This is a genomic window from Paenibacillus sp. FSL K6-3182, from assembly GCF_037976325.1.
GTDB lineage: Bacteria > Bacillota > Bacilli > Paenibacillales > Paenibacillaceae > Pristimantibacillus.
This window is the reverse complement of record NZ_CP150265.1, coordinates 6,831,732-6,846,210: the sequence shown is the minus strand read 5'-3', so window position 1 is coordinate 6,846,210 and position 14,479 is coordinate 6,831,732. Positions and strand designations below refer to the sequence as shown.

The window sequence follows — 14,479 nt, the reverse complement described above, 5'->3', positions numbered from 1 at the left end:
CAAAGGAGCTTTTTAAACATGGGGAAATATTTCGGTACAGACGGTGTTCGCGGCGTAGCCAATCGTGAGCTTACACCTGAGCTAGCATACAAAATCGGTCGCTGCGGCGGCTATGTTCTAACACACAAGGCGCAAAAGCCGAAGGTGGTTATTGGCCTTGATACACGGATTTCTGGCCCAATGCTGGAATCTGCACTGATTGCGGGTCTATTGTCGATTGGTGCAAGCGTTGTGCGTCTTGGCGTCGTATCCACACCGGCAGTTGCTTATATTACGCGTGAGCTTAACGCTGACGCTGGCGTTATGATTTCCGCATCACACAATCCTGTAGAGGATAACGGCATTAAATTTTTTGCTGGCGACGGTTTTAAATTGTCGGATGATACCGAACTCGAAATCGAACAATTAATTGATGCTCTTACAGATGAATTACCGCGGCCTGAGGGCGGAGATATCGGAGCGGTATCAAGCGATAAAGGCGCTAAGCAGCGTTATTTGGATTATTTGAAAACAACGATTAAAGGCGAATTCAAAGGCCTGAAAATCGTACTGGACTGCGCGAATGGTTCCGCTTATGAGCTGGCTCCTTCGGTATTCCGCGAGCTTGGAGCGGACATTATAACAGTAGGCGCTGAGCCGGATGGTTTGAATATTAATGCTGGCGTTGGTTCGACGCATCCAGAATATTTGCGTGAGCAGGTACTGGCGCATGGCGCAGACCTTGGGCTTTCTTTTGACGGGGACGCTGACCGTTTGATTGCAATTGACGAAAATGGCGAAGAGGTAGACGGCGACTTTATTCTTTGTATTATTGGCGATGCGATGAAGCGTGAAGGCAAGCTGAAAGAGGATACCATTGTAACGACGGTTATGGCCAATATCGGCTTTTTCAAGGGAGCAGAGCGCATTGGCTTGAAGACAGCGCAAACGGCAGTTGGCGATCGTTACGTCATGGAAGAAATGCGTCGCGGCGGCTTCAATCTAGGCGGCGAGCAATCCGGCCATGTTATTTTCCTTGACCATATTACGACTGGCGACGGTATTCTTACTGCGCTTCAGCTCGTTGATACGATTGCAGCCTCCGGCAAGAAGCTAAGCGAACTTAAAGGCCTTATGCGGAAATACCCGCAAAAGCTTGTTAACGTACGCGTAGCGGACAAGAGCTTGTATCAAGGCAATGCAGCGATAGAAGAAGCGGTTAAACGTGTAGAGTTAGAGCTTGGCGACAACGGCCGCGTGCTTGTTCGTCCATCGGGTACGGAATCTTTGATTCGCGTTATGGCGGAAGGACCAGAGAAGGAACAGGTCGAGGCTTACGTTGATCAAATTGCAAATGTCGTTAAAAGTGAACTAGGTTAATCATAGAGAATAATGGTGTCGAAGGCCTGTCGGTTCTTGTAGCTGGCGGGCTTTTTTAGCATTATTTTGGAAAATGGACGAGTATATTTTCCATGAAAGGTTGCACAGCGGCTGGAAAATGAATATGATAGGTAGTGTGATTCAAGAAGGAAAGCGAGGATAGAGGTTATTTAAGCAACATAAGCGCCAGAGCTTGCGTGATGAATGATCGGTGGTAGAGCTAAGATAGATCAGCTTGAAGCGGGTATTCATACGGGAAGCTGACGAGGTGAAGGTGTTCGAAACATTCGGCGGGGACCTTCCGGTATTACAAGCCAACCGAAAGCCGTTACGTAAAACGGCCGGGCGACCGGTCATACAATCGTGCGGCAGGCTTCGATTATAATATTACTCCCGTATGTCCAAGATGCCACCAGCAGGGTGGGCATGGGCAGAGGGGTTACATTTTCCGCAATCATTCGGATTATTTTGTGACAACTTCATAGTGCCTGTGCCACGCATTGGCGGCATCCGATAAGGACGGGAAAATAACCTATCGGAGGCCTATTAAATTATGTGTGGAATTGTAGGATATATTGGTAAACGCGACTCGCAGGACATTTTGCTCGAAGGATTGAAGAAGCTGGAGTACCGGGGTTATGATTCCGCTGGTATCGCTGTCTTCACGAAAAACGGGCTCGAAATTACAAAGTCCAAAGGACGTCTCGCGAATCTTGAAGGCTTGCTGCGTGAAGAACCGCTTGAAGGTTCTGTTGGCATTGGTCATACACGCTGGGCTACTCATGGTAAACCATCTGATGTGAACTCGCATCCGCATACGGACAACACGGCTAAATTTTCGGTTGTTCACAACGGGATTATTGAGAATTACTTGAATCTTAAGGAAGAATTAGTGACAAAAGGGCATGTTTTTGTATCGGAGACAGATACGGAAGTCATTTCCCATTTGATTGCTGATGAATATAACGGCAACATCGTGGAAGCTGTACAGCGTGCGGTTAAACGTATGCGTGGAGCGTTCGCGCTTGGAGTTTTGACTGAGTTTGAACCGGATCGCCTGGTTGCGGTTCGTTATGCAAGCCCGCTTGTTATCGGTGTAGGTGAAGGCGAAAACTTCATTGGCTCGGATATTCCGGCTATTTTGGAGCATACGCGCAACGTTTATATTTTGAACGACGGCGAAATGGCAATCCTGACACGCGATGCTGTCGAAGTAATGACGACTGAAGGCGAAAGTATTTCCAAGGAAATATTTCATGTCGATTGGGATCTAGTAACGGCAGAGAAAGCTGGATTTGATCACTTCATGCTGAAAGAAATTCACGAACAGCCAAAAGCTTACCGTGATACTATGATGAGCCGCGTTTCAGAAGACGGTAAATCTGTCGACTTAAAAGAGCTGGGTATGACAGCTGAATATATTAAATCGATCCGCAAAGTACACATCGTAGCATGTGGAACGGCATATCACGCAGGTCTTGTCGGCAAAACGGTCATTGAGTCGCTTGCTCGCATTCCGGTTGAGACGGATGTAGCATCCGAGTACCGTTACCGCTCGCCGATCATTACTCCGGATACACTCGTTATCGTTGTAAGCCAATCTGGCGAAACAGCTGATACGCTTGCAGCTTTGCGTGAAGCACAGCGCAACGGCGCTCGTGTGCTTGCGATTACTAACGTAGTAGGCAGCTCGGTTGCCCGCGAAGCAGATCATGTGCTTATTACTTGGGCAGGTCTTGAAATTGCGGTTGCTTCGACAAAAGCATACAGCTCGCAATTGATTGCTTTTTATCTGCTTGGTCTACACATGGCAGGTACGCTTGAGACCAAAGAAGCTTCTTACATTGCAGAAGTTCTTGAGGCTATGCATCAGCTTCCAACTCAGGTTGAGCGCATCCTTGAGCAAGCGTATGTGCTTAAACAAGTTGCAGAGTCGTTCTCGCATCACAAACACCTGTTCTTCATCGGCCGCGGCGTTGACTATGCTGTAGCGCAAGAAGGCTCGCTGAAGCTGAAGGAGATCTCGTATATTCACTCCGAGGCTTATGCAGCTGGTGAGCTCAAGCACGGTACCTTGGCTCTCATAGAGGAAGGTATTCCGGTTATCGCTCTTGTTACGCAAGAAGAGCTGTACGAGAAAACACTTAGCAACATTAAAGAAGTAAAAGCGCGCGGCGCTCACGTTATAGGCATAGCGAACCAAGGGGCAGAGGAAGAAGTTGCGAAATCTGTCGACGAGCTATTCGCGATTCCGAAGACACTTCCGATCTTGTCACCAGCGCTTTCAGTTATTCCGCTTCAACTGATTTCTTATTATGCTTCACTAGCGCTTGAGCATGACGTGGATAAACCGCGGAATTTGGCTAAGAGTGTTACGGTGGAGTAGGGATTGGTTTTCGATTATTGATAATTGTGAGTTATACTTTCAAATGGCATAAAAACTATTTGATAATGACACGCGTGTGTAACTACAAATGACACTGAATTTTAAATCCCGCTATGGTACAATCATTACCATGGCGGGATTTTTCTATACTTAAGCTTGATTCCTGTGCCAAGGTATAATTCACCTTAATGCAGTAGATAATGGCTTGAAGTTGAGCGAAATGCGTCATTACAAATGGCACAAATCGTTACAATTCAACTAGGGGGCCAGCTATGAAATGGTTTGGAAAGAATAATTGGGAAGAAGAAGATGTAGAATTTGCTCCTAAAAGAAGAGTGGACAATAAGGACAGTAAGCAACGTCCTCATGTGATTGGTGCATTCTATAGTCACAGGATGAGTATCGTAGCTGAATACGATTCGCTCACTGAATGGGCATTTTACTCTCTTCTCGAACTAGAAATAAATGTGGCACGATATTACGTTCAACCTGTACGTATCCATATACCCTACAGTGATAACAATGGAAATCTCAAAAGTTGGTTACATGTACCGGATGTACTTGTTTTTCGTGATGGTTTTGTACCCCATCTTTATCAGATTAAGCATTCTCCGAATGACTCAAGTGAAAAGCTTAAAATCATCAACAAAGCCTGTGAGGTGTATGCAAATTCTCGTAGCTGGGAATATTCAGTCATTTATCCGAAATCACTACCGAAGCTCGTGTCAAGAAATATAGAATTTTTGGCTGGTTTTACAAAGACCCGTAAATGGTTCGACAGCTATGCACCAGTAGTTATGTCTAGACTACGCTTAATTGGACAAACCTCCATAGCAGAATTATCCCAGAGTTTTATACCGCAATATGACCCCCTTCTTGTTTTGCCAGTTATTTATCATCTCATTGCCAAGGGAAATTTGTGGATAAATATCAATGAACCAATCAACGAATACTCAATAGTTCGAATCCCGACAGAAAAAAATCTGTTTCTTTTATAAATCTGAAAGGAGAATAAGAATGACCTTTAACGAGCTCAAATTAAATGCAGAACTCTTATATTTCGGAAGAAAGTATGTGGTTCTCTCTATTTCTCCACCGATCATTGTGATTAAACGGATTGAAGGGGATGGAGAGTCTATTGAGATTAACTTTGTAGAGTTGGTAACCAATCCCTCGTTTAAAGCTGGTAAAACCATGTTAAAGGAAATCGAAAAAGATAACACCAAGTACATTTCCCAGCTGGATAGTCTATCCGAGCCGCATCGGAAGAAGGTGTCGGAACGATATTATATGATTAGAGCGCTGCTTGTTTTAGAACGAGTTAAGCGCCATGATATCCGAGCCATGTACGAATTTATGATGAACCATAGTGAATATCTATCCGATGGACAGACTCTCAACGAGTTAACCCAAGAGGAGCTGATTCTCAAAATTTCGCATAAATATTCAACTGTTGATGAAAATGGAGAGCGGACAAAGGGGACGTCTGTAAGAACCATCAAACGGTTGTTGTCAGCGTACAGACAGGCGGAAGGCGAAGACGAAAAGAGAGGCGAGGAAGGTTTAATTAGCCGAGCTGGCGGTGGCTATGTATCACGGACTGACAACAAACAACTTGTCATCTGTCACCCCAAGAAGCCCGATGAGGTTCTTCAGGTGCTCGATATAAGAATAGATCAGAAGTATGTGCCCATTATTAAAGAAGTGATCGAAAAGGAATTTCTTAACCTGAAACGGATGACGAAACAGGCATTCTACGAATCTGTTGCACTTCGATGTACTCGACAAGGAATTGAGGAACCGAAGCGCATCACAATGTTGAAGCTATTGGATCGCATTGACTCGCAAATCAAAGTCAGAATGCGTGATGGCAGTAAAGCTACAAAGAAATTTGATGACCTGATTAGAGGTTTTTCCAATGAAGAAGCCCAATATCCACTTCACATTATTGAAATTGATCATACTGAACTTGACATAGATGTTATTGACAGGAATTCTGGCCTGGTGATCGGTCGCCCTTGGATCACGTTGGGGATAGACGTATATAGTCGCATGGTTTGGTGCATGTATGTCTCTTTCGAGCCCCCATCAGCGAACGTCGTACGTAAGGCTATCCAACAAGGCATTTTCTTTAAAAAAGTCAAAGAAAAGTATGATTTGTTCAACGAGTGGGAGATATTTGGGATCCCTACTGTCTTTTTGCTGGATAATGGCCCAGAATTCCGCAGTGTAGCCGTGAGACGTATGATAAACGAAACCCTCAAATCCAATGTTCGATATCGTCCGAGAAAAACTCCAGAGTACGGCGCAGCCATTGAGAGGCTTTTCGGTACCTTGAATTCTAAATTAATACATAGGCTGGATGGAACACGAAAGAGTAGTGTAACGGACCTGGGCGAATACAAACCGGAAGAAGAGGCTGTTTTTACACTCGAAGACATTCGTGAGCTTCTGACAATGTATATTGTTGATCACTATCACATGGAACCTCATCGAGGACTTCCCATTAATGCAAACCGACCAATCACAAGGTTTGTTGATGGGCTCAAAAAGGTTGGATATCCGGATTTCATAAGTCCTGAGGACGAAGAAACTTATGCTATTGAGCTCTTGCCCGTCGCGATGAAACCTTATACACGTGACGGTATAAGGATTGATAACCGATTGTATAAATTGGACAAGCTTTCTCACCTGATTGGTCCAAGAACTACTAAATATAAAGCCAAGTACGATATTGATGACATTTCACGGATCTTCATTCAGCCACCGAATTCGACTGAATATATCGAGATTCCTGCTGTGTTGCCCCCTGCTGAAGAGTTAGAAGGAATGAACGCGTATACCTATAAGCTTATCCGTGAAATTTCAAAAGAGGAAGCAGCAGATAAGGCAAATAAGATTCCAGGTACAAAAATGGTCCGGCATGCGAAAGTAAAGCTGCAACAACGCGTTCAAGAGAAGATTAAATCCGGCCGAAAGGTCCGACAACTGGCGCAGCGTGCCAACATGGAGATTACGGTTGGACAACCACAACCAGTGACACTATCGAAACATGCACCGTCCTTGGAGCAGCTAGCAGACGCAGTAAAAATGGCAGCAAAAGTACGGAAGCAAGGAGTAGTGGAGCATGAATGATACCGATGTCAAAAATGCGTTGTTACAAAGAGTGATGAGTCTAAATATTGAGCATCTCAGGTATAAAGAGATCTGGACAGAGTTAGATTCGCTCCGGCCGGAAAAAGATATGGATCGTGAGTTGTTTTCCCCAAGGCATTTATTTCTCTACGGAGAGTCTGGGGTTGGAAAATCGACTCTATTACGTAGATATGTAAAGGCAAATCCGGGATATGTGGATGTGGATGAAGATGGGACAGAGTACGACATTCGTCCCGTAGTCTATACTGACTTACCTCAACCTTTTACGATGAGCGAGTTCTATCAGCAAATCGTAAGAGCCTTGGGTGCACCACAATTGGCCGGTGTGAGGGTAGGCGACGTAAAGCGCCAGGCCTTGTCTCTTATCGAGCAACAACGCGTTGAAATGCTAATCCTCGATGAGATGGATTACATTCTAACCTCTAGAAGTGTCAAACCGATAGAAGCGATGGAATCAATCAAGAGTTTGACCAATATCGGCAATATCTCTGTAGTCTGTTCTGGAACAACCGCAACCAAACAGTTGAGCGAACTCAATTTTCAATATTTCCGTAGGTTTCCAGCAGTGAAGCTACTCAGATTTGATAAGTGCGACAAGGAATTCTGCGACTTGTTGACCAAAATTGAGGAATATATCAATCCACCAGTGCCATTGGGGCTCGGGGACACTGGCTTGCATATCCCAGAACTGCTTTTTCAGATGAGCCAGGGGGTATTGGGGTCTCTAACGCCAGTTTTGCAACGAGCATACACTATTTTGCTGAATGAGCATGAATTAGAGGACCTAGCTGACCATGGACTTTTTGTAAGTGCTCTTCTCACTGCTAAAAAATATGTATTGGGCGAATCCGAAGAGAAGTTCCTGATTCTACTCAATAAAGCGGAGACTTACGAGTCTTGAAAAACGCATACTGAGGTTGTATCGCAAAAAAAAATATAAAATTGTAAAACCTCTCTTTTGTGCAATACTTAGTTGACAACTATCACTTGTATATTGTAATGTTTGTGCAAAAGTTGGTTGGAGGACAAAATGACAGAATTCGCAGGTTCGGCAGCATCGCATGCTGATTTTATTTGGAAGAACGCAGAAGATCTTTGGGGTGATTTTAAGCATACTGATTTCGGTAAGATTATACTACCATTCACTTTGTTACGTCGTTTGGAATGTGCTCTTGAATCTACGAGAGACGCTGTAAGAGAAGCTTACGACAACTTCAAGGATGCTGAAATTGAGCTTGATCCGATTTTACGCCAAACAGCTGGCTACCCATTTTACAATATCTCTGAGTATTCGCTTTCGACGCTTGGCAGCACTAAAACACGCCGCAATTTAGAAGATTACATTGCTCAATTTTCCGATAATGCTAGAGCCATTTTTGAAGAGTTTGAATTCGGAAATACGATAATCCGGCTTGAGAAAGCTGGTCTGCTATACACTATCTGTAAGAACTTCGCTGGCATTGATTTACACCCTGACACAGTGCCTGATCGAGTGATGAGTAATATCTACGAGCATCTGATCCGGCGCTTTGGTGCTGAGGTTAATGAAGGCGCTGAGGATTTCATGACGCCCCGCGACATCGTACATTTAGCTACTGCTCTATTGCTTGATCCCGATGATGCGTTGTTTGAAGAGAATCCTGGTCTTATCAGAACCCTGTATGATCCTACCTGTGGGACTGGTGGATTTTTGACCGATGCCATGAACCATGTTGCTGATTATGGAAGCCACTATAAAATTCCACCAGTATTGGTTCCACACGGGCAAGAACTTGAACCTGAGACTCATGCGGTTTGTGTAGCAGGTATGCTGATTCGCCGCCTGGAATCAGATCCAGGTCGTGATCTATCCAAAAACATACTTCAGGGCAGTACGCTCTCAAATGATAAATTTGCTGGTGAACGATTTCATTACTGCCTTTCTAACCCTCCTTTTGGCAAGAAATGGGAAAAAGATAAAACTGACGTTGAAAAAGAGCACAAGCAGGGTGACTCAGGCCGTTTCGGGCCAGGACTACCTAAGATTAGCGATGGCTCAATGCTGTTCCTAATGCACTTGGCAAGCAAATTAGAACTACCACAGAATGGCGGTGGTCGCGCTGCTATAGTATTGTCTGGTTCCCCACTATTCAATGGTGGTGCCGGTTCTGGTGAGTCTGAAATACGTCGCTGGTTGCTTGAAAATGACCTTATTGAAGCCATTATTGCACTGCCTACGGACATTTTCTTCAGAACCAATATCGCCACTTACCTGTGGATTCTATCAAACAAAAAAACCGAACATCGCAAAGGTAAAGTTCAACTCATCAACGCATCAAGTCTTTGGTCGCCCATTAAAAACGAAGGTAATAAACGCCGTATCGTGAGTGATGATCAGCGCCGTCAGATTTTGGATATCTATGCAGCAGCTGAGAATGATGAACTTTCAAAAATGTTCAATTACCGTGTATTTGGGTATCGACGAATTAAAGTTCTCCGCCCGTTACGCATGAAACTGTTACTGAATGAGCAAGGACTATCTAGGCTTGAGTCTTATGATATTTGGCAACAACTATCCCCTGAGCATCAATCTTTCTGGCTCGCTTCCATTAACCCGTTTTTGGGTGAAACCAAAAAGTACAGTTGGGCTGAAACCTTCGCTAAAGAAGCAGTGAATAGCTCTGAAGCTAAGTCGCTAAAGGTGAAGGCTAACAAGGCCTTTGTTACAGCACTACTGAACGCATTTGGACACAAAGATCCAGAAGCTGAACCTAGTACAGATGCGCAAGGCAAAATCGTACCGGATACCGACTTAACCGATTACGAAAACGTGCCGTACCCGGAATCCATTGAGGATTACTTTGAGCGTGAAGTTCTACCGTATGTACCGGATGCGTTTATCGACAACAGCTTTACCGATGACAAAGACAAGCAGCTTGGTCGCGTGGGTTATGAAATCAACTTCAACCGCTTTTTCTATGAATACCAACCGCCGCGCAAGCTGAATGACATTGATTATGATTTGAAAGAGGTTGAAAGCGAGATAGCCACACTATTGTCAGAGGTGGCAAAGGTATGAGTCACTACAAACCGTATCCAGAGTATAAAGAATCCGGAATTAAATGGATTGAGTCAGTGCCAAAACATTGGGATATCATCCCGATCAAAAGATTTACAAAATTAAGTACCGCGAGAACTTCCGACATTGGCGAAAACATTACCTATATAGGTCTTGAAGATGTTGAATCGGGCTCAGGAAAATACTCACCAACAGAGGGTAATTCTAGGCAAACCGATACTTCTACTGTAGGAGCTTTTTCTGAAGGCCAAATTTTATATGGAAAGCTCAGGCCTTACCTACGCAAAGCAATCATTGCTGGCTTTGACGGAATTTGTTCTACAGAATTTCTTGTGCTGCAGCCTGAAAAAGTATTGCCAGAATTGCTTCAAAGTTGGCTTTTAACTTCTGATGTAACACAGCAGATTGAATCGACATGCGAAGGTGCGAAAATGCCTCGGGCAGACTGGCAAGGTATTGGCAATATTCCTATGCCTTTGCCACCACTCGAAGAGCAAATTGCAATCCGTAAAAGCATTCAAGCTGAAATTGCTCGAATTGACACCCTAATAACCAAGAAAACCCGCTTTATTGACTTGCTCAAAGAAAAGCGACAGGCACTGATTACTCATGCTGTCACCAAAGGGCTAAACCCTCAAGTAAAAATGAAAGATTCTGGTGTTGAGTGGATTGGGGAAGTGCCGGAACACTGGGAAGTCATTTCTGGGAATCGGTTATTTAGTGAAAGTAAGCAACTCGCTTTTGAAGATGATCAACATCTTTCAGCTACACAAAAATATGGAGTAATTCCCCTTGAAGAGTTCCAGGAGCTTGAGGGCAGAAGAGTAACTCAGGCAGTGAAAAATCTGGAAAAGAGAAAACATGCAAGAATTAACGATTTTGTTATTAGCATGAGAAGCTTTCAAGGGGGAATTGAACGAGTCAAAGCGAACGGTTGTGTTCGTTCGTCATATGTCGTCTTAAAACCAACCCCTGCTTCACATGTAGGTTATTTCACTTATTTATTCAAATCAATAACCTACATTCAAGGCCTACAGGCGACCTCTATGTTTATTAGGGACGGGCAAGACCTAAGCTATAACAACTTTCGTCAGGTAAAAGTACCCTGCCCGAGTGTGTCAGAACAAGCTCAGATTGCGGATTTTTTGGACAAAGCCATTAAATCAATTGATATGCTCGTTACAAAAACACAAAAAAGCATAGACTTGCTCAAAGAACGTCGTTCAGCATTTATCACAGCGGCTGTGACTGGACAAATAGACTTGCGAGGAGAATAGGGATGAATTCATCTGCCCATCAGGAAAAGCACTTCCAAGCTTACATCATTGACCGGTTGGTAGAGCAAGGTTGGAAGCTGGGTGACCCCAAACGTTACGATACTGAACGTGCGCTGTTCCCAGAGGACCTTGAAAGCTGGATTAAGAACAGTGGCCAGAAGGATAAATGGGATAAGCTGGAACGATTAAACAGCTCAAAAACCCTTGAAGTTGTTATGGAGCGATTGACAAAAGCGCTGGAGCAGCAAGGCTCAGTACAAGTATTGCGCCAGGGCTTCTCGATTGCCGGTTGCGGTCTGATTGAAATGACAGAAACCGCACCTGAAGATAAGCGTAACGAAGCAGTGATAGAGCGTTATAAAGCGAATATATTGCGTGTTGTCCCCGAGTTGAGGTATCACCCCGCTCGTGATTTTGCCATTGACCTAGTGTTCTTTATCAACGGTTTACCTGTGGCTACGGTTGAGCTAAAGACGGACTTCACGCAATCGGCAGAGGCAGCGATGGAGCAATACCGCCAAGATCGTTTGCCATTTGATCCAAAAACCAAGCGTAAAGAGCCTCTATTGACCTTCAAGCGTGGTGCAGTCGTGCATTTTGCCATGTCTGATTCTGAAATCATGATGGCAACCAAACTAGATGGCGTGAATACATTCTTCCTGCCGTTCAATAAGGGGAATGATGGGCGCGCTGGCAACCCATCGGGTGAGAAAAAGACTGATGGCAGCATTGAATACCCTGTGGCCTACTTCTGGGAGGATGTGTGTCAACCCGATGCGTGGCTACGCATATTCCACAGCTTCGTTTACGTGGAGAAAAAGAATGTCGTTGATATTCAGGGTAATTGGTCGAAGAAAGAGACGCTGATATTTCCACGTTTCCATCAATGGACAGCGGTCAATGCCGTGCTTGCTGATGCTCGTAAGAATGGCGCAGGAATGGCCTATCTGGCTGACCATAGTGCGGGTTCCGGCAAAACCAGCACCATTTCCTGGACTGCTCATAATTTGGTGAAACTGCGTGAAGAAAATGGTGATGCTGTTTTTAACAGCGTCATTATTGTGACTGATCGCAATGTACTTGATGGACAGCTACAGGACGCGGTTAAGCAAATAGACCACCAATTTGGTGTTATTGCCGCGATTGACCGCCAGAAGTCTTCTAAATCCAAAAGCAAGCAGTTGTCTGAAGCACTGTTGGCTGGAACCCCTATTATTGTTGTGACTATCCAGACGTTTCCTTATGCGATGGAGGCCATCATTACCGATAAAAACCTCAAGGGGAAAAACTTTGCGGTTATTATTGATGAAGCGCATAACTCTCAGACGGGTTCTACGGCTGCCAAATTGCAAACCGCATTGGGTATGAGTGGTCAGGGTAAAATGTCCACTATGACGGTGGATGAGCTGTTAGAACTATTGCAAAAGTCTCGAGTTCGCCCTGACAACATCAGCTATTTTGCCTTCACGGGTACCCCTAAACATGCAACTATGATGTTGTTTGGCCGCCCTGACGACATGACAAAGCCACCATCCAAAGAGAACCCGCCGAAAGCCTTTCATAAATACACTATGCGCCAGGCTATCGAAGAAGGCTTTATTCTGGACGTACTTAAAGGCTATGTACCTTATCAAACCGCCTTTAATCTTTCTAAACAGCTTGAAGACAGCAAACGAGTGAGTGGCAAGGCAGCTAAACGCGCTTTAGCCCAATGGATGGCACTGCACCCCACCAATGTGACTCAAAAGGTGCAATTCATTATTGAACACTTCTCGAAAAACGTAGCTCATCGTTTAGATGGCAAAGCAAAGGCTATGGTTGTCACCAGTTCTCGTGCTGCTGCAATTCGTTATAAAAAAGCTTTTGACCGCTATATAGAGCAACACAGTGAATACAGCTTTATTCATTCGCTGGTCGCTTTCTCAGGTAAGATGACCGGAAAGCAGGTGATGCACAATGATGATGAGGCATTCAAAGATGATGTGTTTATTGTCGACGAAAACGAGGAGTTTACAGAACAAAGCATGAACCCTGAGTTGCAAGGCCAGGATTTGCGTTTTGCATTTGATCGCCCTGAATATCGCGTTATGCTGGTTGCGGACAAATTCCAAACGGGATTTGACCAACCAAAACTGGTGGCGATGTACGTGGACAAGAAAATCGCTAACCAGGTTGAAATTGTGCAGACTTTTTCGCGATTGAATCGCATGGCCCCGGGTAAGGATGAGGTGTTCATTATCGACTTTGTGAATGACCCTGCTAACGTTCGCTACGCTTTTTCAATATATGACGATGGAGCGCAAATTGACGATGTTCAAGACTTGAACGTGGTCTATGAAATTAAAGAACGCTTAGAGGAGCATGGACTATATACCGAAAATGATTTAGCCGTCTTCAAAGAGGCTCGTTTCAAAACTATACGTGATATTACTCACGCGCAAGCACCGCAACACAAAGCGCTGTATGCAGCAACAGAAAGCGCTACCCGTCTTTACAACGACAAGATGAAAATGCTCCGTGATGCAATGGCAACGTGGGAATCTGCATTTGAAAAGGCGCATGCTAAAGGTGATGAAGCGGGGATGAAATCTGCTGATCATCATCAAGATGAATACGCAGAGCAAATAAAGTCGCTACTTGGCTTTAAGTCAGACTTGGGGCGCTTTTGTCGCACCTACTCTTATGTTGCTCAACTCATTGATTTTGGTGATCCAGAGCTTGAGAACTTCGCCGCCTTTGCCAAGTTATTGCAAAAGCGCCTTCACAATGAAACGCCAGAAAATGTAGATCTTAAGGGTTTAGTACTCACAGGCTTTGATATTAAAGGTCGTATTGAGGATCCTTCTATAGAGGAAGATAACCCTGTTTTACAACCTATTGGCCCAGGCAGTGGCGGTGGCGCAGGTGATAAGCCCAAGTTCGTGAAAGAAATCATTGAAAAGCTTAATAGCCTGTTTGGTGAAGCAACACCGGTTCAGGATCAGGTTGCCTTTGTTAATCAAATCAAGTCGATTGCCGGAGAAAGCGATGTGGTTATGGCGCAAGTCGAGAGCAACACCCGCGAACAGGCGATGAAAGGAAATCTGCCTGGTGCTGTGCAACAAGCCGTAGTTCGGGCGCTTTCGAGCCATCAAAAGCTTGCCACACTGGTACTTAAATCCGACCGTCAGGGTATGTCCGCACTAGTTGATATGATTTATGAAATGCTGCGCGACGGCAAGACTATAGACTTGGACTAGCGCC

At 44.7% G+C, this 14,479-nt stretch carries 8 protein-coding genes; all 8 read left to right on the top strand.

Going from position 1 to position 14,479, the window contains the following annotated elements; genetic code table 11:
• The first annotated feature begins 18 nt into the window (after positions 1–18).
• The 8 genes from glmM (at position 19) to MHH56_RS29865 (ending at position 14,475) form a co-directional block, all read left to right on the top strand.
• Entirely contained in the window at positions 19–1,359 is a 1,341-nt protein-coding gene (gene glmM / locus MHH56_RS29900; protein ID WP_076271680.1) for a phosphoglucosamine mutase, read from the top strand.
• Between the two features lie 553 nt (positions 1,360–1,912).
• Positions 1,913–3,745, top strand: coding sequence for a glutamine--fructose-6-phosphate transaminase (isomerizing) (gene glmS / locus MHH56_RS29895; protein WP_339205257.1), 1,833 nt, complete (start codon positions 1,913–1,915; stop codon positions 3,743–3,745).
• A gap of 272 nt (positions 3,746–4,017) precedes the next feature.
• Complete coding sequence (locus tag MHH56_RS29890; protein WP_339205256.1) at positions 4,018–4,743, top strand: hypothetical protein; 726 nt, start codon at positions 4,018–4,020, stop codon at positions 4,741–4,743.
• A 19-nt stretch (positions 4,744–4,762) separates the two neighbouring features.
• Positions 4,763–6,880: a Mu transposase C-terminal domain-containing protein gene (locus MHH56_RS29885; RefSeq protein ID WP_339205255.1), complete on the top strand. Its 2,118-nt coding sequence runs from the start codon at positions 4,763–4,765 to the stop codon at positions 6,878–6,880.
• Positions 6,873–7,802 (top strand): TniB family NTP-binding protein, encoded by a 930-nt coding sequence (locus MHH56_RS29880; RefSeq protein ID WP_339205253.1) that lies wholly within the window; start codon positions 6,873–6,875, stop codon positions 7,800–7,802. Before MHH56_RS29885 ends, MHH56_RS29880 begins: the two co-directional genes overlap by 8 nt.
• A gap of 129 nt (positions 7,803–7,931) precedes the next feature.
• Positions 7,932–9,959 carry a class I SAM-dependent DNA methyltransferase gene (locus tag MHH56_RS29875; protein ID WP_339205252.1) on the top strand — a complete coding sequence of 676 codons (2,028 nt, stop codon included), beginning with the start codon at positions 7,932–7,934 and terminating at the stop codon, positions 9,957–9,959.
• A complete protein-coding gene (locus MHH56_RS29870; protein ID WP_339205251.1) occupies positions 9,956–11,236 on the top strand; it encodes a restriction endonuclease subunit S in 1,281 nt (426 codons plus the stop codon). The genes MHH56_RS29875 and MHH56_RS29870 overlap by 4 nt, the downstream gene beginning before the upstream one ends.
• A 2-nt stretch (positions 11,237–11,238) precedes the next feature.
• A complete protein-coding gene (locus MHH56_RS29865; RefSeq protein WP_339205249.1) occupies positions 11,239–14,475 on the top strand; it encodes a DEAD/DEAH box helicase family protein in 3,237 nt (1,078 codons plus the stop codon).
• Positions 14,476–14,479: the final 4 nt, after the last annotated feature.